The organism is Pseudoalteromonas sp. CF6-2 (genome assembly GCF_021729425.1).
Classification (GTDB): domain Bacteria; phylum Pseudomonadota; class Gammaproteobacteria; order Enterobacterales; family Alteromonadaceae; genus Pseudoalteromonas; species Pseudoalteromonas arabiensis.
This window is the reverse complement of record NZ_CP091442.1, coordinates 2,077,382-2,098,474: the sequence shown is the minus strand read 5'-3', so window position 1 is coordinate 2,098,474 and position 21,093 is coordinate 2,077,382. Positions and strand designations below refer to the sequence as shown.

General features: G+C 40.9%; 21 protein-coding genes and 9 tRNA genes. 25 read left to right on the top strand and 5 right to left on the bottom strand.

The features are described from left to right. The first annotated feature begins 559 nt into the window (after positions 1-559). The 3 genes from L3Q70_RS09745 (at position 560) to L3Q70_RS09735 (ending at position 2,287) form a co-directional block, all read left to right on the top strand. A complete protein-coding gene (locus L3Q70_RS09745; RefSeq protein ID WP_193987436.1) occupies positions 560-1,009 on the top strand; it encodes a hypothetical protein in 450 nt (149 codons plus the stop codon). Positions 1,010-1,103: 94 nt separating this feature from the next. Beyond that, a complete protein-coding gene (locus L3Q70_RS09740; protein WP_193987435.1) occupies positions 1,104-1,466 on the top strand; it encodes a hypothetical protein in 363 nt (120 codons plus the stop codon). Between the two features lie 110 nt (positions 1,467-1,576). After that, entirely contained in the window at positions 1,577-2,287 is a 711-nt protein-coding gene (locus tag L3Q70_RS09735; protein ID WP_193987434.1) for a polysaccharide deacetylase family protein, read from the top strand. Between the two features lie 398 nt (positions 2,288-2,685). Here L3Q70_RS09735 and L3Q70_RS09730 read toward each other — a convergent pair. Further along, a tRNA-Pro gene (locus L3Q70_RS09730) sits at positions 2,686-2,762 on the bottom strand. Positions 2,763-2,924: 162 nt separating this feature from the next. Beyond that, positions 2,925-3,542, bottom strand: coding sequence for an arylesterase (locus tag L3Q70_RS09725; RefSeq protein ID WP_193987433.1), 618 nt, complete (start codon positions 3,540-3,542; stop codon positions 2,925-2,927). On the opposite strand from L3Q70_RS09725, the gene L3Q70_RS09720 reads away from it, so the two are divergent. The 20 genes from L3Q70_RS09720 to L3Q70_RS09625 all read left to right on the top strand — a co-directional run bounded on the left by L3Q70_RS09720 (position 3,543) and on the right by L3Q70_RS09625 (position 17,138). Next, positions 3,543-4,262, top strand: a complete 720-nt coding sequence (locus L3Q70_RS09720; protein WP_193987432.1) for an ABC transporter ATP-binding protein — start codon at positions 3,543-3,545, stop codon at positions 4,260-4,262. Further along, positions 4,252-6,753 (top strand): FtsX-like permease family protein, encoded by a 2,502-nt coding sequence (locus L3Q70_RS09715; protein WP_193987431.1) that lies wholly within the window; start codon positions 4,252-4,254, stop codon positions 6,751-6,753. The genes L3Q70_RS09720 and L3Q70_RS09715 overlap by 11 nt, the downstream gene beginning before the upstream one ends. A gap of 135 nt (positions 6,754-6,888) precedes the next feature. Further along, entirely contained in the window at positions 6,889-7,413 is a 525-nt protein-coding gene (gene ruvC / locus L3Q70_RS09710; RefSeq protein ID WP_062569308.1) for a crossover junction endodeoxyribonuclease RuvC, read from the top strand. 1 nt (position 7,414) lies between these two features. Next, entirely contained in the window at positions 7,415-8,035 is a 621-nt protein-coding gene (ruvA, locus tag L3Q70_RS09705) for a Holliday junction branch migration protein RuvA (protein WP_062569307.1), read from the top strand. A gap of 7 nt (positions 8,036-8,042) precedes the next feature. Then, positions 8,043-9,047 (top strand): Holliday junction branch migration DNA helicase RuvB, encoded by a 1,005-nt coding sequence (ruvB, locus tag L3Q70_RS09700; RefSeq protein WP_062569306.1) that lies wholly within the window; start codon positions 8,043-8,045, stop codon positions 9,045-9,047. 895 nt (positions 9,048-9,942) lie between these two features. Then, the gene (gene tolQ, locus L3Q70_RS09695) at positions 9,943-10,647 is read left to right on the top strand and encodes a protein TolQ (RefSeq protein WP_062569305.1); all 705 of its coding nucleotides are present in this window, start codon (positions 9,943-9,945) and stop codon (positions 10,645-10,647) included. Next, positions 10,634-11,059: a protein TolR gene (gene tolR, locus L3Q70_RS09690; RefSeq protein ID WP_062569304.1), complete on the top strand. Its 426-nt coding sequence runs from the start codon at positions 10,634-10,636 to the stop codon at positions 11,057-11,059. Before tolQ ends, tolR begins: the two co-directional genes overlap by 14 nt. Before the next feature lies 1 nt (position 11,060). Further along, positions 11,061-11,999 (top strand): cell envelope integrity protein TolA, encoded by a 939-nt coding sequence (gene tolA, locus L3Q70_RS09685; RefSeq protein WP_062569303.1) that lies wholly within the window; start codon positions 11,061-11,063, stop codon positions 11,997-11,999. Between the two features lie 9 nt (positions 12,000-12,008). Beyond that, the gene (gene tolB / locus L3Q70_RS09680; RefSeq protein WP_062569302.1) at positions 12,009-13,367 is read left to right on the top strand and encodes a Tol-Pal system beta propeller repeat protein TolB; all 1,359 of its coding nucleotides are present in this window, start codon (positions 12,009-12,011) and stop codon (positions 13,365-13,367) included. 34 nt (positions 13,368-13,401) lie between these two features. Then, complete coding sequence (pal, locus tag L3Q70_RS09675; RefSeq protein WP_062569301.1) at positions 13,402-13,944, top strand: peptidoglycan-associated lipoprotein Pal; 543 nt, start codon at positions 13,402-13,404, stop codon at positions 13,942-13,944. A 12-nt stretch (positions 13,945-13,956) separates the two neighbouring features. After that, entirely contained in the window at positions 13,957-14,706 is a 750-nt protein-coding gene (ybgF, locus tag L3Q70_RS09670) for a tol-pal system protein YbgF (protein WP_062569300.1), read from the top strand. 168 nt (positions 14,707-14,874) lie between these two features. After that, positions 14,875-14,950 (top strand) — tRNA-Lys (locus tag L3Q70_RS09665). A 64-nt stretch (positions 14,951-15,014) separates the two neighbouring features. Continuing rightward, positions 15,015-15,090 (top strand) — tRNA-Lys (locus tag L3Q70_RS09660). Positions 15,091-15,147: 57 nt separating this feature from the next. Continuing rightward, positions 15,148-15,223, top strand: a tRNA-Lys gene (locus L3Q70_RS09655). Positions 15,224-15,277: 54 nt separating this feature from the next. Further along, a tRNA-Lys gene (locus L3Q70_RS09650) sits at positions 15,278-15,353 on the top strand. A 54-nt stretch (positions 15,354-15,407) separates the two neighbouring features. Continuing rightward, positions 15,408-15,483: transfer RNA gene (locus tag L3Q70_RS09645), tRNA-Lys, on the top strand. Between the two features lie 49 nt (positions 15,484-15,532). Next, a tRNA-Lys gene (locus L3Q70_RS09640) sits at positions 15,533-15,608 on the top strand. Positions 15,609-15,656: 48 nt separating this feature from the next. After that, a tRNA-Lys gene (locus L3Q70_RS09635) sits at positions 15,657-15,732 on the top strand. A 129-nt stretch (positions 15,733-15,861) separates the two neighbouring features. Continuing rightward, positions 15,862-16,902, top strand: coding sequence for a quinolinate synthase NadA (gene nadA / locus L3Q70_RS09630; protein ID WP_193987430.1), 1,041 nt, complete (start codon positions 15,862-15,864; stop codon positions 16,900-16,902). Between the two features lie 148 nt (positions 16,903-17,050). After that, positions 17,051-17,138 (top strand) — tRNA-Ser (locus L3Q70_RS09625). A 10-nt stretch (positions 17,139-17,148) separates the two neighbouring features. Here the strand turns inward: L3Q70_RS09625 and L3Q70_RS09620 are convergent. After that, the gene (locus L3Q70_RS09620) at positions 17,149-17,673 is read right to left on the bottom strand and encodes a hypothetical protein (protein WP_193987429.1); all 525 of its coding nucleotides are present in this window, start codon (positions 17,671-17,673) and stop codon (positions 17,149-17,151) included. Positions 17,674-17,902: 229 nt separating this feature from the next. Here L3Q70_RS09620 and L3Q70_RS09615 point away from each other — a divergent pair, with 229 nt between their 5' ends. Beyond that, positions 17,903-18,787 carry an AraC family transcriptional regulator gene (locus L3Q70_RS09615; RefSeq protein WP_237114175.1) on the top strand — a complete coding sequence of 295 codons (885 nt, stop codon included), beginning with the start codon at positions 17,903-17,905 and terminating at the stop codon, positions 18,785-18,787. A gap of 26 nt (positions 18,788-18,813) precedes the next feature. Here the strand turns inward: L3Q70_RS09615 and L3Q70_RS09610 are convergent, their stop codons facing one another. Then, the gene (locus L3Q70_RS09610) at positions 18,814-19,212 is read right to left on the bottom strand and encodes a DUF2750 domain-containing protein (RefSeq protein WP_237114174.1); all 399 of its coding nucleotides are present in this window, start codon (positions 19,210-19,212) and stop codon (positions 18,814-18,816) included. 85 nt (positions 19,213-19,297) lie between these two features. Continuing rightward, entirely contained in the window at positions 19,298-19,879 is a 582-nt protein-coding gene (locus L3Q70_RS09605; protein ID WP_193987427.1) for a TetR/AcrR family transcriptional regulator, read from the bottom strand. Between the two features lie 121 nt (positions 19,880-20,000). Here L3Q70_RS09605 and L3Q70_RS09600 point away from each other — a divergent pair, with 121 nt between their 5' ends. Next, positions 20,001-21,044: an alkene reductase gene (locus L3Q70_RS09600; RefSeq protein ID WP_193987426.1), complete on the top strand. Its 1,044-nt coding sequence runs from the start codon at positions 20,001-20,003 to the stop codon at positions 21,042-21,044. The last annotated feature ends 49 nt before the right edge of the window (positions 21,045-21,093 follow it).

Here is a 21,093-nt window from a genome sequence, read left to right as displayed (position 1 = left end):
TATGTTTACTAGCTATGTTCACGTTTGCGGCATATAGAATGGAAACATGCGGTTATGATTGTGGACTATTTTCTGTTTCATCTGGCACAGCAACCGTCTTTTATTACCTAGCATCTCTATGGTTAGGCCTGCTTGCTCTAATCGTGTTATTAGCATCAACTTTTTATTCTATATTTAAAACTCGCTTTAAGGGGTAAAGACAGTTGGAACAAGGCAGTTTTGTAATCGCACATAACAAACAAATTATGGCACTCGCTGTCGCTCGCTGGGACGTAAACATGTGCGCGGCTTCGCCATTTTTGCACACATGTCTGCGCCCCATATTTGGAAGTTATGTTCACAGGTGAAATCAGTTGAAATGCCCTAAATGCAATTCCGATGTTATTCCTAGAGAAGAGCGAGTTGCACCTCAATATACAAAAAGGCTTTGCCCTGTTTGTGGTTACGAGTTTTTCTTTCGGTTTAATAAATGGCAACTGATGTTGGTCTACTCTGTAGTCGCTTTAATGCTAATTGGTTTTTTCTTTAGTTAAGTTTAAAACATTTATCATATTGAAATATGACTAAACAAACACTTACTTTAAAAGTTAAAAGTGAACATAACAAAGTTGTAAACTCGGACAAAAAAACAGTTGGCTTTGTTCGTGGCTCACAAAATTTTAGCCAACTGTTTTTAGTCGGTTACAACGGCGTTAGGTGTTTCATGAGTATTGTCGTTATCTATGGATTTGAGGGGATATTCACAGGAAAAGCAGAACACGATTATTTTTTTCCTGAAATTGGCCAAAAGCATCGCTGTATGTTGTTCCTACTGCAAGATGATAACGAATTAGACTTCGAAGCGGCTTCGCTAGAAACAGTTAGATTTGGCTTCGAAGAGCCATCCAATTTAAGAGGGAATCCTCTTAAATTAGAAGTGTTGAATACTGATTCATTCAAAGGTTTTGCTGGCTTTTATCACGAAGCAATAGAATCAGGAAGTTCACTTGTGGTGTATCCAAACACCTAACAAGCGCATGAATGGATGTCTAAAGCTTGGCTGACGCTCGTTTCTCGCTAATTTTGGCCAAGCATTATCTGCATTTTATGGGGCGTTAAATGCTATGAAATATCTCATTCTAATCTTATTGGCCAGCTCAAGTTTATGCTGGGCAAAGCGTCCAGGGTCGGAACGTGTATTCCCTGTAGAGTATGAGGGAGTTAAGTATGAGGCTGTGCCTTGGGCTCTTGAAAATGGAACAACGCAGAATGGTGGTTTTGTTCGGGCGGTTGAGGTGGAAAGCGGTGAGGTAATTTGGGCCAAGCAGATCTACAAGACTAAATATAAAAGAGGTTTGGAAAGAGATGTTCAAGATGTCTTTATTGTTAAGTTAGAAGTGGAGTCTACTACAGGTATTATCAAAATAGAAAATGAGGTCGGTATGCAATACAGAGTAAAGTTATCTAATGGTAGCGAAGTCAAGTAAATTGAAGGCATTTAACAAGTATAGTCTTGCAATATTTTTTCCATTTCGCCTTCGGCTACATTCCAAAAATACGCTAGCTATAGGCGTTATGTAAATAAGGATAAAAACCATTGAAAAAAGTATACCTGCCGATATTGATTCTTTCTGTAGTAATCATCTTTGGAGCCTGGAATATAAGTAAATCAAGAACTTTTCAGGTGTTTGGAGAGATAGTCGCAAAGGTCGAAACCAATGAAAAGGTTATTGCATTAACATTTGATGATGGTCCTTGGGGGGCGAAATATACCACTCAAGTGTTGAATATCCTTGAAGAACATGATGTGAAGGGTACGTTCTTCCTCAATGGCTTGGGAATTCAACAAAACAAGCAGTCGGCTATAGATTTGGTTAACGCAGGTCATCAGATAGGCAATCATTCGTACAGCCATAAAAGAATGATGTTAATGGGGCTTGATGAAGTGAGGGAAGAAATCGACTCCACCACAGCTTTAATCCGCCAGGTTGGATTTAAGGGTGAGATATACTTTAGGCCTCCATATGGTAAAAAGCTTTTTGTTCTGCCTTATTATTTGAAGTCGGAAGGAGTAAAAACAATCACATGGAACGTTGAGCCTGAAATCTATTCTGAAATTGTGGGAAGTTCTGCGTCTATCGCAGAGTATGTTGTTAAATCTTCTACTCCAGGTTCAATTATTCTTTTACACGTTTTGGGATCTAAAAACAAAGAATCGCGAGACGCTATAGGGCCAATAATTAAGGGGCTGAGAGCAAAGGGCTACAAATTTGTTACGGTCTCACAGTTGTTAGGGAAAAATGCATAACAAACGCAAGCAGCCGACTCGCTTCGCTCCTGGCTGTTGCAGGCGTTACCGAATTGTCGAAAAACGCACTGAAGTGGTCGTCTGCTCCTCGCTCAAACTTATCTGTTGGGCAAAATTCCAACCTCATTGTTAAAAGCATAAGGTTGTATATGACCTGCCACAATCCATTGCCTGTCTCTTGCAAATTATTTATCCGAGAAGCTTTTATGAAATTCTATTGTGAGGAAGGTAGGAAAGGTGCCATTAGCTATCTTCCTATATATCCCCAAATCAACACCTAATCGAAAAATAAATTTAGTTAAGTATGATGCGATAAATGTGCGATATAAATAAAGGAATGTATATTTAAGGTGCAATAAAGTAAATAGATTTCAATTTACTGAATAGAGTGTAGAAAATGGTCGGCATAGCAGGATTTGAACCTGCGACCCCTGACACCCCATGACAGTGCGCTACCAAGCTGCGCTATATGCCGACGTTGCGAGCTATAGTACGGCTTTTTTTATAAAAATCAATACACCTTAGGTTTGTTTGCCTGTTTATTGTTCATTATTGCACGATTGCACGATTGCACGATTGCACGATTGCACGATTGCACGATTGCACGAGGTTTATTATGAGGGGCATTGGCTAGAGGTTAATCTAGCCATTGGTTGATCTCTTTATACATTATATCGCGTATAAGGGGTTGGGCTTCAGCGTTAGGGTGCAGGTTGTCATTTTGCATGAGCTCAGGGCGAGCAGCTATTTCAAGCATGAAAAATGGTAACAACTCAGAGTTTGTTTCATCTGCGATGGTTTCAAAGCTGCCAGTAAATAGTTTGGTATAACGTGGCCCATAATTGGGTGGAATATGCACTTCCATAATGGCTGTATTAGCCCCCGCTTGTTGGCTTTTGCTGACTAAATCGCGTAAGTTAGCTTGTAAGCGCTTGATTGGAAAGCCACGTAGTCCGTCATTTCCGCCAAGTTCAATAAGTACATGGGTGGGTTCGAACTCGTCAAGTAGGGCATCGAGTCGTCTAAGAGCGCCACCTGTGGTTTCACCGCTAATACTGGCGTTAACAAGATACACAAATTGATCTTTTTCATCGTATTTATCTTGTAACAATTTAACCCAGCCTTGCTCTTGTTTAAGGCCATATGCGGCGCTTAAACTGTCACCTAAAATTAAAATTGTGTTGTCAGCTGCTGCCGTAAGTGGTTTGATTACTAACAGTAAAACGAATATAAAACGTAGGATTGGATACATCATATGTCAGCGCTTTCTCAATTAAACATTATTCAAGTTAAAGGACTTTCTAAAACGGTCACCACAGTTGAAGGCGACCTAACCATCCTCAATGACATCAGCTTTAATGTCAAGTCAGGTAACTCAGTCGCAGTGGTGGGTACTTCAGGTTCGGGTAAGTCAACATTACTCAGCTTACTTGCAGGGCTTGATCAGTCAACGCAGGGGAGTATCCACCTTGATGGCTTAGCGCTGCATGAATTAGATGAAGAAGCCCGTGCGGCATTACGGGCAGAAAAAGTGGGCTTTGTATTTCAGTCATTCATGTTAGTACAAAGCTTAACTGCGCTTGAAAATGTTATGCTACCCGCTGAGCTTGCGGGTAGTTCAAATGCAAAAGAGCAAGCGCTTGCACTACTTGAAAAAGTGGGGCTGAGTCATCGAGTGGGGCATTACCCATCACAATTATCTGGTGGTGAGCAACAACGTGTAGCTATTGCGCGTGCGTTTATAGGAACGCCTAAAATTTTGTTTGCTGATGAGCCATCAGCCAATCTTGATAGTAAAAATGGTAAGTTAATCGAATCACTTTTATTTGAGTTAAATAAAGAACATGGAACAACGTTAATTCTGGTCACACATGATGAGCAGTTAGCTGAAAAGTGCCAACAAATTTTACACATTGAAGCGGGAAAACTGGTAACAGTAAAAGAGTCAGAGGGAGTGCAAGCGAATGTGGGCTAAACTAGCACTTAAACTGTTTTCACGTGAATTTAAGCGCGGTGAATTAACGGTCATTAGTGCAGCTATTGCCTTAGCCGTACTGACCGTTTTAACGCTGTCTATGGTTACCGACCGAATAGGACAGAGTATTGCACAAAAAAGCAGTGCTTTTATCGCGGCAGATCGCGTCCTTGCCAGTAATCATGAATTACCTGTTGAGTTTTTAGAGAAAGCGCAAGCAGAAAACCTACGCACCGCGAAAATCACTTATTTTGATACCATGCTGTTTGCCAATGATGAAATGCAATTAGGCTCAGTTAAGGCTGTATCAAACACCTATCCCCTTAAAGGGCAACTCAAAGTAAAAACTAGCTTGTTAGGAGAGGCATTTATTACCGATAAAGTACCAAACCGTGGTGAGGTTTGGCTTAGTGAGTCGGTATTTTATGCATTGAACATACAGGTTGGTGACAAGGTCGAGTTAGGTGCGGCTACTTTTGTGGCAAGTCATGTAGTAGCTGAAGAGCCAGATGCGCCATTTAATGTCTTTTCTAGTAGTCAGCGTATTTTAATTAATCAGCAAGATATTGCCAGCACTCAAGTTATTCAACCTGGGAGTCGTGTTTTTTATCGCCAGCTTTATGCCGGTGATGAAGAGAGCATAAACACGTTCTATGCTTGGTTAAAGCCCCAAATGAAAGAAAACCAGCAATGGTATGGTGTTAAAGATAGACAATCGCCCATTGCGAATAGCCTAAATCGTGCTGAGAGCTTTTTATTATTAGCTGGTTTACTAGGAATTATATTAGCGGCGGTGGCTATTGCTGTATCTGCAAAACGCTATTGCGAGCGTCAATATGACCCTGTTGCGATGATGAAAACGTTGGGGGGCAGTCGTGCCACAATCCGTAAAATTTACTTGCTGCATTTGAGCTTAGTCTGCTTTATGTCTGTGGTTGTTGGGCTGGTTGTTGGTTTTGCGCTGCAAAGTATTGCTAGTGATTATTTAGCACAGTCGATGGGCACAGCACTACCTGCTTCAAGTATGAAACCTTGGTTGATTGCTATTGGTACAGGGGTTATTTGCGCGGTAATGTTCTCAATTAAGCCCTTGCTAGATTTGTTTGATATTCCGCCACTTCGCGTACTACGCCGTAATTTGGGAGATCGTTTACTTGTCAGCAAGGTTCACTTGGCAATGTCGGCACTAACTGTGTTTTTATTAATGTGGCTATTTAGTAATAATATTAAGATCACAGCTATCTTATTTATCTCGACAACGGTACTGATTGCGCTTTTATTTGGTTTATCCAAACTCATTTTTGGTGGTGGTCGTAAACTAGGACTAAGCCCTGGTAATAGTTGGTCGCTTGCGATTGCTTCAATTCAAAAACGTGCTAATGCTAATGCAGTACAGCTGATAAGTTTTGCCCTTGCTATTAAGTTATTGTTGTTTTTAATTGTGCTTAAAAATGACATGATTTCAGATTGGCAGTCGCAGCTTCCAGTCGATGCGCCAAACTCGTTTTTAGTGAATATTACAGAGCAAGAGCTTGAACCCATTACCTCTTTTTTAGCAGAGCGCGACATGCCCACCTCTGATTTTTACCCGATAGTACGAGGCCGTGTTAATGCAGTGAACGGTGAGCTAGTTGCGCGTGAAGTATCACAGCAAGATAACGAGAAAAAAGATGAAGAGGCACGCTCAGGTATCGGCCGTGAATTAAACCTTACTTGGCGAGAAGACTTACCTGCTCAAAATGAGTTAATAGAGGGTCAGTGGTTTACACAAAACTCAGTGGCAGAGGCCTCGGTTGAGGAGTCTATGCTTGAACGCCTTGATGTAAAACTAGGTGATACATTAACGTTTTTGATTGGTGCGCAATCGTTCGATGCAAAAATTACCAGTGTACGTAAAGTTAACTGGACCACATTAAAACCAAACTTCTTTATTATTTTAAGCCCAGATGTACTTGAGAGCTTCCCAGCAACGTATATTTCGTCGGTGAGTGTTAAAGAACATCAAAAGCGGGAATTTAATGAGCTGATGCGCCAATATCCAACGGTTAATGTGATTGATGTTGAAAGCTTTATTAAACAGATCCGTTCAACCATAGAGCAGGTATCTCTTGCGATTGGTTTTGTATTGTCTATTGTAGTGGTGTGTGGTGCTTTAGTACTTATATCTCAGGTGCAAGCGAGCTTGGGCGAACGGATGCAAGAGATTGTTATATTAAGAACTCTCGGTGCAAAAGGGCGGCTTATTAAAAATGCCACCTTGTATGAGTTTTTATTATTAGGCTTAACCGCGGGTGGGGTAGCTGCCATTGTGAGTGATATTGCTTTATTAATAGTACAACAGCAAATGTTTGACCTTGCCGGTAAATTACACCCTCATATTTGGTTAATTGGCCCTATTGTTGGTGGTGTCTTTGTAGCTAGTTTAGGCTATTTGATGATAGCGCGAACAATGCGTAAAAATACACAAGGGTTACTGCGTGCACTAGGGTGATATAAAGCTCAATAATGTTTATAAAATGCCCGTGTATACGGGCTTTTTTATGTTTTGCAATTGGTTACTGGTAATTTATACAGTGCTCTGGCATTATTAAGGCTATTGAATAAAGAAAAAAAATGGGTCAGTTAGTTGGCAATTATTTTAGGAATTGATCCTGGTTCACGTTTAACAGGTTATGGCGTAATAGCACACCAAGGCGCTAAATTTACTTATTTAGGGAGTGGTTGTATTAAGCTAGCTGAGCATGATTTTCCTGTGCGATTAAAAATGATTTACCAAGGGATCAGTCAGTTAGTTGAGCAATTTTCGCCCGATAGTTTTGCTATCGAAAAAGTATTTATGGCTCACAATCCAGATTCAGCTCTTAAATTAGGTCAAGCTCGTGGTGCGGCGATTGTTGGTGCATCTATGGCTGAACTTCCGGTATTTGAATATTCGGCACGACAAATAAAGCAAGCGGTGGTAGGCAATGGCGGTGCCGACAAATCACAAGTACAGCACATGGTTAAAAATATTTTAAAATTACCAGGCACACCACAAGCCGATGCGGCTGATGCATTGGCTATTGCTATTTGTCATGCTCACTCAGAACAAAATTTAATAAAACTTGCGGGCAGTGCGAGCAAGACCGTAAGAGGACGATTAAGGAAGTAATATGATAGGCCGATTGAATGGTTTGCTAGTTGAAAAGCAACCGCCTGAAATTTTAATTGAAGTAAGCGGCGTAGGTTACGAAGTACAAATGCCGATGACCTGCTTTTATGACCTCCCTGCGGTTGGTGAGCAAGCTATTATATACACTCACTTTGTGGTGCGTGAAGATGCGCAGTTGTTATTTGGTTTCAATAACAAAACAGAGCGTGCGTTATTTCGAGAGCTTCTAAAAGCCAATGGTGTGGGTCCAAAGCTTGGCCTTGCTATTTTGTCGGGTATGTCTGCACAGCAGTTTGTGACATGTGTAAATAACGAAGATGCAACAACGCTTGTTAAACTCCCTGGTGTGGGTAAAAAAACAGCAGAGCGTTTAGTACTTGAAATGAAAGATAGGCTAAAAGATTGGGGTAATGACTTATTCACGCCATTTAGCGATAATGCCATTATTGAGCCTGCAAGTAATGATACGCTTGTAGCCAACAACGCAGCAGATGATGCTGTGTCAGCACTTATTGCCCTTGGTTATAAACTGCCGCAAGCGCAAAAAGCAGTAAAAGCGGTAAATAAACCAGATATGACGACTGAGGTTCTTATAAAAGAAGCTCTAAAATCGATGTTGTGAGTAAACCATGATTGAAGCAGATCGCTTAATAGATGCCAGTGAGCAAAGTAATGAAGACAGTGTTGATCGAGCTATACGACCAAAACTATTAAACGATTACACAGGTCAGCCACATGTTAAGCAACAAATGGAAATTTTTATCGAAGCTGCTCGTCATCGTGGTGAAGCGCTCGATCATTTGTTGATTTTTGGTCCGCCAGGTCTTGGTAAAACCACACTTGCAAATATTGTTGCCAACGAATTGAACGTTAATATTAAAACGACATCTGGTCCTGTGCTTGAAAAAGCAGGTGATTTAGCTGCGTTGTTAACGAACCTTGAAGAAGGTGACGTACTCTTTATTGACGAAATACATCGTCTAAGCCCACAAGTCGAAGAAATCCTTTATCCTGCGATGGAAGATTATCAACTCGATATTATGATTGGGGAAGGCCCTGCCGCGCGTTCAATCAAACTCGACTTGCCGCCATTTACTTTAATTGGCGCAACAACACGCGCAGGCTCTTTAACATCACCACTTAGAGACCGTTTCGGTATTGTGCAGCGTTTAGAGTTTTATTCAGTTGAAGATTTATCAAAAATTGTAGCGCGTTCAGCACACTTTTTAGATTTAACCATGTGCGATGAAGGCGCAGCAGAAATCGCTAAACGTTCACGTGGTACACCACGTATTGCTAATAGGTTGTTACGTCGTGTACGTGATTACACTCAAGTGAAATCTGACGGCAAGGTTAACGCCAATGTGGCAGAACAAGCGCTTGATATGATTGATGTAGATAAAAGCGGGTTTGATTACATGGACCGTAAATACTTGCTTGCTATCATCGAAAAATTTATGGGTGGCCCAGTTGGGCTTGATAATTTAGCGGCGGCCATTGGCGAAGAAAAAGAAACCATAGAAGATGTGATTGAGCCCTTTCTAATTCAGCAAGGTTTTATACAACGTACTCCCCGTGGAAGGTTAGTGTCCGATATAGCCTACCTTCATTTTGGACTGACCCCAGACAAATAAAAACTCAGCCTCGCATATGCGGGGTTTTTTAATCTTGAAACAAATCTAAAAAGGAGCAGTGAATCTTAGCCCTCTATATTGCTAACGCAAATTATTTTAGATGCAGAATCTAACAAGCATCATACCTTCCTGCTATTTAATTCACATACAGTTAAGCTAATTTTCGGTAATGTCTTTTCGTTTTGTGTAGGCAAAAAAAAGCCCGCATAACGATGCGGGCAAACAACAAGTTGAAGGAAGTAATTCAGGGAACTACAGCCAGCTTAAAAAGGTTTTATCCAAGTTAAGCTAACTAGGCAATACGAAATAATCATATTGCAAAAAACGGAGCTTAATGAAAGAAGCTTTCAAAGGTTGTTAGCTCGGTATGTGGGTATAATACGTAACTGTGAGTTTTTCTTCAAACTAGAAAAATTTTATTTTCAGATAAAAAAAACTAATAGCAGCGTTATTTTCTATTGTTTTCTTTTTGTTCGCTTATTCGTTGTTAGTTTTATAAGTCTATGAATAAAAAGATTTTTATAATTAATGCTCATTTTGTTCAGGATTAGTTTAAGTATTCTGTGCTAGGTTGGTGAATAGTGTTTTGGGTGTTTATGCGCATAATGTGAATAAACGCCGTATTTTACCAAGTTTAGTTATATTTTTAAGCACCGTGTAGATGCATTTTAGTTTTAAAAGGGAAGTCCTGCTTTTGGAGTCGTGAACAAAATGGTTAAAAAATAACTAAAGCATTTGCTTTTCACCGTTATTTGTAGCTATTTCACAGCAAGGGCGTTGTCAGTTCATAACTGACTAGATACACTAGATGTAACTTTTGACCATTATGATGGTCAACTAACACAAGTGTAATAAGTATAACAAATTATATAGAAATCTATTTTAGGAGTTTAACGTGGGATCAGGGCTTAATTTTTTAGATCTTATTCTAGAAGCCAGTGTACTTGTCCAATTAGTTATGTTGGCATTAGTCGGTATGTCGGTCATGTCATGGGCAATTATTTTTCAACGTAAAAAAGCGATTTCTGATGCACAAAATGGTGCTAAGCGTTTTGAGCAAAAATTTTGGTCTGGCGTTGACTTAAGTAAACTATATAACGAAGTTTCAGCAAGACCTGGCGGCACAACTGGTGTTGAATCATTATTTGTTGCTGGCTTCAAAGAATTTGCACGCCATAAAAAAACAACATTCCAAAGTGCTGGCATCGTTATGGAAGGTACGCATCGTTCTATGCGCGTCGCCTTATCTCGTGAAATAGAAAAATTAGAATCAAGCTTATCGTTTTTAGCAACGGTAGGTTCTATTAGTCCATACATAGGTCTGTTTGGTACTGTGTGGGGTATTATGAATGCATTTATTGCATTAGGCGAAGTTAAGCAAGCTACATTACAAATGGTTGCACCTGGTATCGCAGAAGCACTGATTGCAACGGCAATGGGTTTATTTGCGGCAATCCCAGCGGTTATCGCTTACAACCGTTTTGCAAATAAAGTTGAAAAGCTTGAGGGTAATTACATTAACTTCATGGAAGAATTTGCCAATATTTTACACCGCCAAGCAGCTGCGCAAATAGAGGCTAAAGCGAATGTATCAGCGTAAAAAACGTCGCCCAGTAGGTGAGATAAACGTAGTACCTTACATTGACGTGATGTTAGTACTGCTTATTATATTCATGGCAACTGCGCCGCTTATTACTCATGGCGTAAAAGTTGATTTGCCGAAAATGGAAGAGTCTGATCTTGTTGATACAAAAGATACGCCGCCTATTATTGCGTCAATTGACGCTGAAGGTAAGTATTATGTAAGTATCGGCACAGATCCAGAAGCTCCTATGGAAGCGTTGGACGTTGCAGCGGTAATTAAATTACAACTGCAAAAAAATCCAGATACGCCAGTGATGATCAAAGGTTCGGGCAAAGTTTCTTATCAAGAAGTACTGCTGCTTATGGACTTTTTGAAAAACGCCGGTGTGCCGTCAGTGGGTTTAATGACTGAATCGTTTGAGGGTTAGTATGCGTGCATCAGTAATTAAATCGCTTCTTTTGCACCTTGCTATTATCGTTTTTTTAGTTGCGTCAGCTAATTTCCACATGCCTGCACCTAAGGTGATGGAAGTGACACTGAACACTGCTTTGCCTGAACCAGAAAAAGCAGTATCGGCGGTGACTGTTGATCAACAAAAGGTTGAACAAAAGATTGCCGAGCTTAAAAAGCAAGAAGAAGCCAAAAAGCAAGCGGAAGCAAAACGACTTCGCGACCTTGAGCGTCGTGCTAATGATGCTCGAAAACAACGAGAGGCTGAAGACCGTCGTCTTAAAAAGCTAGAACAGCAACGCCGTGCTAAAGAAAAAGAAAAAGCAGAGGCAGAAGCACAAGCTAAAAAAGCGCGCGAAATTCAAGAAAAAGAGCGAGCGAAAGCTAAGCAAGCTGAAAAGCAAAAGCAAGAAGCGGAAGCCGCAGCAAAAGCAGCTGCAGATAAGCGTAAAGCTGAAGAAGAAGCGCTGAAAAAAGCGGAAGAAGAGCGTAAGCGTAAAGCGGCAGAAGCAGAAGCTGAGCGCAAACGTAAAGAAGCTGAAGCCGAGCGTAAACGTCAGCAAGCGCTGCAAGAGCAAATGCTTCAAGAGCAGTTAGCAGCAGAGCAAGCTGCACGAAATAAAATTCGTCAGCAACAAGTTGTTAGTGAAGTTGATAAATACAAAGCGTTAATTATGGCGCGTATTCAGCAAACTTTACTTATCGATGAAAAGATGAAGAATAAGCAATGTCGCGTTAATATTCGACTTGGCTTTAATGGGCTTGTAACACAAGTTACGTCTCTTGGTGGCGATAAGTTGGTATGTGAGGCCGCGTTACGTGCTGTACGCATGGCTGATACATTACCAGTTTCACCAGATAAAGATGTGTTTGAGCAACTGAAAAATATTAACTTAACAATTAAGCCTGAATTCTAAAGGAATGATATGTTTAACCAGATAAAAACTGTATGTTTTATTGTATTACTGGGCTTTCATGGCATTGCCAGTGCTGCACTTGAAATAGTGATTACTGAAGGTATTGACGGCGCGCGTCCAATTGCAGTCGTACCATTCAAATATCAAGGTGTAGGTCCTATCCCTGAAAAATTAAGCGCTGTTATTTCTGCGGATTTAATGCGCAGCGGTAAATTTAAACCTATTGATGTATCAACCATGCCACAGTTACCAGGTAAAGATGCCGATGTAGATTATGGCGCATGGGTAAATAAAGGCGTTGAAGCCGTACTGGTTGGTCAAGTAGAGCAGCAACCGGGTGGACGTTACTTAGTAAAGTATGAATTAATTGATGTAATTCGCGGCCAAATTACTGGCGGCCAAACAAAAATGATGGCTAACGGCAAGTTAATGCAAAGCCAAGATCATGTTTTAGATGCCCGTGAGAGTGTTATTTCTGAAAGTGGTTTTCGCCGTTATGCACATCGTATCAGTGATGTCGTTTATGAAGCACTTACAGGCGAAAAAGGGGCGTTTTTAACTAAAATTGCCTATGTTATCGTTCGTGAAGATGATGCAAAACCATATCAATTAGTTGTTGCAGACTACGACGGTTTTAATGAACAAGTATTACTACGCTCAAAAGAACCATTAATGTCGCCAGCATGGTCGCCAGATGGAACTAAGCTTGCTTATGTAACATTTGAAAACCGCCAAAGCCAAATTTATATTCAAGACTTATACTCAGGTAAGCGTGAGTTAATTACAAGCCACCAAGGTATTAACGGTGCACCTCAGTTTTCGCCTGATGGTAAACAGCTATTATTAGTGCTTTCTAAAGACCGCACAGGTGCCACAGAAGTCTATTTACTTGACTTAGCAACTCGCCAAGAAAGACGTTTAACAAACCATCGTAGTATAGATACTGAGCCATCTTGGTTCCCAAATGGACAAGATATTGTCTTTACGTCTGAAAGGGGTGGTAATGCTCAGATTTATAAGTTAAATTTAAAAACAGGCAGGGCTAAACGAATGACGTTTGATGGTGATATGAATTTAGCAGGTTCGATTTCACCTGACGGAAAAGAACTGGTGATGGTAAATCGTACTAATGGACAATACCATCTTGCTAAGAAAGAGCTAGCGACAGGTGCGTTCCAGGTACTAACAAGAACACGTCTGGATGAATCACCGAGTATCGCACCAAACGGCTCGATGATTATCTATAGTACGCTACATAACAATAAGCAGGTTCTGGCTTTAGTCTCTATGGATGGTCGCTTTAAGGCACGTTTACCTGTGCTTGACGGACAAGTGAAGGCACCAGCTTGGTCGCCTTACTTACAGTAATTTTACTGGTTTACTCAATATAGGAATCAATTCAATGCAACTTAATAAAACACTAAAAGGCCTGCTAATTGCTGTGCCAGTGATGACATTAGCAGCGTGTAGCTCTTCTTCTGATCTTGACGAAGGTGCTGCAAACCAATCTAACCAAGGTGCGGTTGAGCAAACAACCAACAATGATACAGTTGAAGTTGCAACGCTTACTCCTGAGCAACAAGCTGAAGAAGCACTTCGTGAGAAGTATGAAGCTTTACGTCAAGAGCAAATCATTTACTTTGGTTTTGATAACGCAAAAATCCAAAGCAAATACGCTGAGCTTTTACAAGCACACGCTGAATTCTTAGTACAAAATCCTTCTGTTAAAGTATTAATCGAAGGTCACGCGGATGAGCGTGGTACACCAGAATACAATATTGCTCTAGGTGAGCACCGTGGCCAAGCAGTTGAAAAATACCTACAAAGCCTAGGTGTATCTGCTAGCCAAATGTCAGTAGTGAGCTACGGTGAAGAGAAGCCTATGGTTAAATCTCGCACTGAAGAAGCGTTCGCTAAGAACCGTCGTGCAGTATTAGTTTACTAAGAAAGAGACATTATGAAGCCGAAAATTATTTTGGCAGCAATGATCTTAAGCGGGAGCACTCAGTTATGGGCTGCTCCCGCTCCTGTTTCAGAAGCTGCAAGCTCGCAATCGAGTATCGAGAAACGTTTATCTGCATTAGAGAATATGATGAAGTCTCGCAATTTATTACAAGCTGAACTTCAACAACAGCTTAATATTTTGCAAGACGAAGTAAGTCAGGTACGTGGTATTACAGAAGAGCAAAGCTATAAGCTCGAGAAAGTTTTACAGCGTCAGCGTGAGTTGTATCAAGAAATTGAAAACCGTGTCAGTCAGGCTTACTCTCAACCGGCCGTGACTCAAGCTCCATCTACTGATGTTAATGCTTCTCAAGCAATCAGTTCAGATTTATCTGAAAACGAAGCTTATGAGCGTGCTGTAGCGCTAATAATGAAAGATAAGCGTTATGAACAAGCGATCCCTGAATTTCAAAACTTCTTAACGACGTACCCTAATTCAGTCTACGCTTCAAACGCACACTACTGGTTAGGTCAGCTTTTAACTATTCAAAATAATCCGACAGGTGCAACTGAGCACTTTAAAGTGGTTGTAAATGAATACCCAAATTCTAACAAGCGTCCTGATGCCATGTTAAAATTAGGAAATCTGTTAGCGGATCAAGGTTTAGCTGAACAAGCACTAAAAACCTTTAATGATTTAATTAACCAGTACCCAAGTACGACTGCTGCAAAATTAGCCACAGAACGTTTGTCGCAAATGTAGATTTGACCTGATTAGACTGCTTTTTGATATAAGCGGTCTAAAATTAGGCAACTAGACATAAAAACTTAAAAAAAGAGATATTTTCTGTTGCACTCAGCATTTAAATAAGTATTATAAGCGCCCGCAGCAGGCGATTGGTAACAACAGTCAAAGTGCGGCAAAAAGAGCGGGTCATTAGCTCAGTTGGTAGAGCAGTGGACTTTTAATCCATTGGTCGATGGTTCAAGTCCATCATGACCCACCATTCTTTTTTGAATGGTAATCTTTAATCGGCGGATTTACGTATTGCTTTTATAAAGCAGCAGAGCGGGTCATTAGCTCAGTTGGTAGAGCAGTGGACTTTTAATCCATTGGTCGATGGTTCAAGTCCATCATGACCCACCATTCTTTTGAATGGCTATATCGGCGGATTCACGTATTGCTTTTATAAAGCAGTAGAGCGGGTCATTAGCTCAGTTGGTAGAGCAGTGGACTTTTAATCCATTGGTCGATGGTTCAAGTCCATCATGACCCACCATTCTTTTTGAATGGCTATATCGGCGGATTTACGCAGCTTAACAAGCATCAGAGCGGGTCATTAGCTCAGTTGGTAGAGCAGTGGACTTTTAATCCATTGGTCGATGGTTCAAGTCCATCATGACCCACCATTCTTTTTGAATGGCTATATCGGCGGATTTACGCAGCTTAACAAGCATCAGAGCGGGTCATTAGCTCAGTTGGTAGAGCAGTGGACTTTTAATCCATTGGTCGATGGTTCAAGTCCATCATGACCCACCATTCTTTTGAATGGCTATATCGGCGGATTTACGCATCTTAATATCAGAGCGGGTCATTAGCTCAGTTGGTAGAGCAGTGGACTTTTAATCCATTGGTCGATGGTTCAAGTCCATCATGACCCACCATTATTTGAATGGTTATATCGGCGGATTTACGCATCTTAATATCAGAGCGGGTCATTAGCTCAGTTGGTAGAGCAGTGGACTTTTAATCCATTGGTCGATGGTTCAAGTCCATCATGACCCACCATTCTTTATTTATCTTTTCTATCTAAGTTATCCTTTATTTATCTTAACAGCTTACAGCAATACTGTTCTTTAGCGTAAGATTCTCGTATAATTCGCGCCATGAATGCACTGTGGACTAAGTGGTCGAGAAATGAGTCTAGCCGAACAAATTATGCCTGAAGATTATATCTTCCCTCCAAAGCCTGCGCCGTTATCAAAAGACGAGCAAGCTGAGTATAAGGCACGTATCAAACAATTATTAAAAGATAAGAACGCCGTTCTTGTTGCCCATTATTACACTGATCCTGAAATTCAAGCGCTTGCTGAAGAAACCGGTGGTTGTGTTGCTGATTCACTAGAGATGGCACGTTTTGGTGCAAAGCATGATGCTGATGTAATCGTGGTGGCAGGTGTTCGTTTCATGGGTGAAACAGCTAAAATCCTAACGCCTAATAAAACAGTTGTAATGCCTACATTGGCAGCAACCTGTTCGTTAGACGTAGGCTGCCCAATTGAAGAGTTTTCAGCGTTTTGTGATCAGCACCCCGATCGCAAAGTTGTTGTATACGCGAATACCTCAACAGCTGTTAAAGCGCGTGCAGATTGGATTGTTACCTCATCATGTGCTCTTGAAATTGTTGAGCATTTAGATGAGCAAGGTGAAAAGATCATTTGGGGCCCTGATAAACACCTAGGTTCTTACATTCAAAAGAACACAGGTGCCGATATGATTATGTGGAATGGCGCTTGTATCGTTCATGATGAGTTTAAAACCAAAGCGCTTAAGGATATGAAAGCCTTACACCCAGATGCGGCTGTATTGGTTCACCCAGAGTCTCCTGCGGAGATTGTAGCTTTAGCTGATGCAGTTGGTTCAACAAGTCAGCTTATTAAAGCTGCGCAAACTATGGACAATAAAAAGTTCATCGTAGCGACTGACCGTGGCATCTTCTATAAAATGCAGCAGTTATGCCCAGAGAAAGAATTCTTTGAAGCACCTACAGCAGGTGAAGGCGCAACATGTAAAAGCTGTGCACATTGCCCGTGGATGGCAATGAATGGTTTAAAAGCAATTGAAGAAGCACTAACAGACCCAGAGGGTAAAGAAGTATTTGTTGATATGGATTTACGCGAAGGCGCATTAAAGTCGCTTAACCGTATGTTGGACTTCTCTGCATCATTACAACGTTAATAACACGTGTAGTGAATATGAAAGGCAAGGTATTTACCTTGCCTTTTTTGTTTAATTACTAATCGCTTAACCACAGTATTTTAAAAACCCCTTGCGTATGTAGGGTTGTTTTCATACTATAACGCCGCGCTAAACTCAAAGCGCCTTAGGTGACGTGTCCGAGTGGCTGAAGGAGCACGCCTGGAAAGTGTGTATACGGCAACGTATCGAGAGTTCGAATCTCTCCGTCACCGCCATTTCTTAAATTTACCCAACCATAGCAAAGTGCTTTTCGAGATTACATTTAGCACGCATGGCAATATTGCTACTGACTTTTCTAGCAAGTTCTATCACTAATAATTCAAGTTGTTCACGGCTATAACCAAGTAATACACAGCGCTTAAGTTGCTCGTTTACTAAACTGCTGGCATCCTCTAGCGCAAATAGTGCGCCTAAAGAAGCAAGCTCAAATACGGTGTTGTTTTGTTGCTCGATGGCAAAAGGTAGCTGACCAAATGTGAGTGCGGTTTTTAGTTGCTGCTCTGTGCGCTTGATAAGTAACGTATTTGAACCTTGAATATCATCAAGCGACTTTAAAATCTCTAGCGCCATCAGTGATTTTGGCACCCCAGAATACACACTAACATGCGGTAAAATGTCACATAACGCTTGCATTGATACACCATCATTCAATGCGTGCTGACATGCTCGTTTTAACAAAGGCTTGTCATGAACGGTGACCAAAGCAGCGATCGCGACAAACACAAATAAATCCGTGTTGTTTAGGCTCATAATTTCTCTTTTTATTTTAGATATTGAATGTATTGAGGGTTTGTAGCAGTGGTTGATTGCAAAGACTAAGCAATCGAAAATGTGAAAATATATTATGGTCGATAACAGATGTTTATGCTTGCTATAAATGATTTAATTTTTGCCTAAAATAACGAACCATCATCATAAATACTCCTAAGCTTAAATTACGGTGATACACTTAAATGAGTAATTAAAAGAGGTAGGCTAGATGCGTCAGGCATTAATTGAAGCAGTAAAAGCGATTGCAATTGAAGATGGTAATTTTGAAACAACGATTCCTGAGTTACTCGTTTACAGACGTAGTGAAGTGTCGTTACCCATGGCCTGCGTATATCAATTAGGTTTGGGCATTAGTTTACAAGGCTCAAAACGTGTTGTGCTTAGCGAGCACAGTTATGATTATACGGATGGCCAATCATTGGTGACATCGGTTGATGTGCCTGTTACATCACACATTACGCGTGCCAGTAAAGAGCAGCCATTTTATGGCTTGTACCTACGCTTAGATGCCCATGAAATAAGTCACATTGTTGCTGAAGTGGAGTTCGCAGGGCAAGACAAGTTCCCTAAACACCAAGCCATGTCGGTGGTTGATACTGATAACGGTTTGCTTGATGCTTTGCTGAGACTTATCAAACTCGACAATGAGCCATTGCTAAAAGCTAATTTAGCGCCACTGATTAAAAAAGAGATCATATTGCGCTTGTTAAATAGCCCGCATAGCCCTTATTTAAGGCAAATTGTGATGTCTGGTTCAGCTCATCAAAAAATTGCCAAGACCCTATGTTGGTTGAAAGAAAACTTCAGTAGTCAATTTTCGATTGACGAGTTAGCACGAAATGCACACATGAGTCCTTCAACATTTAGGCTGCACTTTCGAGATGTTGTTAAAATGAGCCCGTTACAGTATGTAAAAAACTTACGACTGCAGGCGGCAAGGCAAATTATGCTCAATGAACGCATTGATGTAGGCTCTGCGGCGCTTAAAGTTGGATACGAAAGCGCATCGCAATTTAGTCGCGAGTACACACGCTTTTTTGGCAAACCACCCATAAAAGATATTTCAGCATTACGTCTACAGCAAACGGCATAAATAAGGGAGCTTAAAGCTCCCATAATTTAAAATCGTCTTTTCGGCATTCTCAGTTGTGAGTCAAACTCATCGGGGAATAAAATTGTGCCGTCATCTTCATCAGTTGGAAACACGGCAATGAGTAAGTCATCTTGTTCAAGGCCTGGTGTCCAGCGGCTTAACCAATCTTTTATTGGTATGGCTTTTGGCGTGCAATCTTGCCATTCGCCCGTAGCCCAGCTTTGTGCAAATTCACGGCTAGGCCATACAGGTACACAGTCGTCGTCTTCATTGGAGAGCATGACGCAGCCATGTTCATCATTGAGGATCCACACTTGTTTGAACTCTTGAACCGTTTCAAACATATAAGCGAGTCGTTTCTTAGCGCCTAAAGCGAGAATAGTATCAAACTCAGTTTCAACACGTTTAGCAGTTGCATTATTCATGACAGGCTCACTCTTTTAGTTATACACAGCTACACCTTAATCATAAGGTGATAAATAAATATGACAAGTAAAGTTATTGGGTAAATTAATTTATTAATGCAACGAATAGATCATCAGCAAGTTGCTGCAGAGCCTTAGAATCTTGATTTGTTAGCGCATAGGTACGAATACCGTATATGCCCATCACTAAAAAGCGCGCTAGTTGCTGCGGTGTTTTAGTCGTTGTAAATTCGTTATTATCCAGCGCCTTTTGCAGTTGCTCGGCGAGAGTATTTTCGTAAGCGTTTAAGTTACCACGCAGTACACTGCAAATTTGTGGATCGTTGCCTTCGACTTCAGAAATACTCTTGGTAAGCAAACACACTTTAGCAACTTCACCTTCAATACATTCATCAACAATCACAGTTAAGTAATGTTTCAGGGTCAATAAAATAGGTTGTTGGTCATTAAAAAGCGCTGTAAACTGCTGGTTTCTATCTTTTTGATATTGCTCTGTCGCAGCTAGAAATAGACCTTTTTTATTGCCATAAGCCGCGTAAATAGAACCCGGATGAAGGTGAGTCACTTCCTTTAACTTTTGCATACTTGTCTTGGCATAACCATGTTGCATAAAAGCATGCATGGCTTGGCGTAGGACAAATTCAGTATCAAATTCAGCAGTTCTCATTTGGGTTCCTCGGTGCTTATTGATGAAGTTTACGTAATCTTGAACGATTATTCAAAATAAACCTTGAAGTATGTTTGTTTCGCCCTTATCTTGAATGTATGTTCAAGATAAGGATAAAACCATGACAACCGATTTACTTTCTCCATTTAAACTAAATGACAGCATTGAGCTTAAAAACCGCGTACTAATGGCACCACTGACACGTTGTATGAGTGACGATAATCTCGTTCCAACCCAAGCGATGGTTGATTATTATGCTCGCCGTGCTGATGCGGGTTTAATTATTAGTGAAGCAACCATTATCCGCCCAGATGCACAGGGCTACCCAAATACGCCAGGCCTATTTACCAGCGAACAAATTCAGGGCTGGAAAAAAGTCACCGATGCGGTGCACGCGAAAGGCGGCAAGATGTTTGCTCAGCTTTGGCATGTAGGCCGTGTTGCTCATCCACACTTTTTTGGTGGGGATGTACTGGCACCCTCAGCAATCGGTGTTGAAGGGACTGTTCCTCGTATGCGCGAACTTACTTATGTTACGCCAAAGGCTGCAACCATTGAAGATATCCAAGGTTTAATTACTGATTACGCAAAAGCGGCCGAAAACGCTATTGAAGCAGGTTTTGATGGGGTGGAGATTCATGGTGCAAATGGTTACTTGATTGATCAATTTTTACATTTTGCTGCCAACCAACGTGAAGACCAATACGGTCAAACACCAGAAAACATGTCACGTTTTGCTCTTGAAGTCGTCGATGCTGTCATTGCTGCAATTGGTGCAGATAAAACAGCGTTACGCTTATCACCTGGTGCATACTTTAATATGGATGAAGACAACCGCGATAAAGCTGTGTTCGATTATTTATTAGCGGCTCTTGAAAGTCGCCATCTAGCTTATCTTCATGGCGGTATTTTTGACGACAGCATGCGTTTTGCAAGCTTAGAAGACAAAACGACGTCTGAATACTTACGTAGTGCGTACAAAGGCACCTTAGTGGGAGTGGGTAGTTACACGTTTGAATCAGCAAAAGAGTCAATTGAGAATGATCAATTTGATTTAATTGCGATTGGTCGCCCATTCATTGCGAACCCAGATTACATTAGTAAAGTTAAAAATGGTGAAGCGTTAACACCATACAGCGACGAAATGCTGGCAGAACTAATTTAATTTCATAGGCAGCTTAAATTGTCACCTAAGTATTCGCTTAGGTGACGCT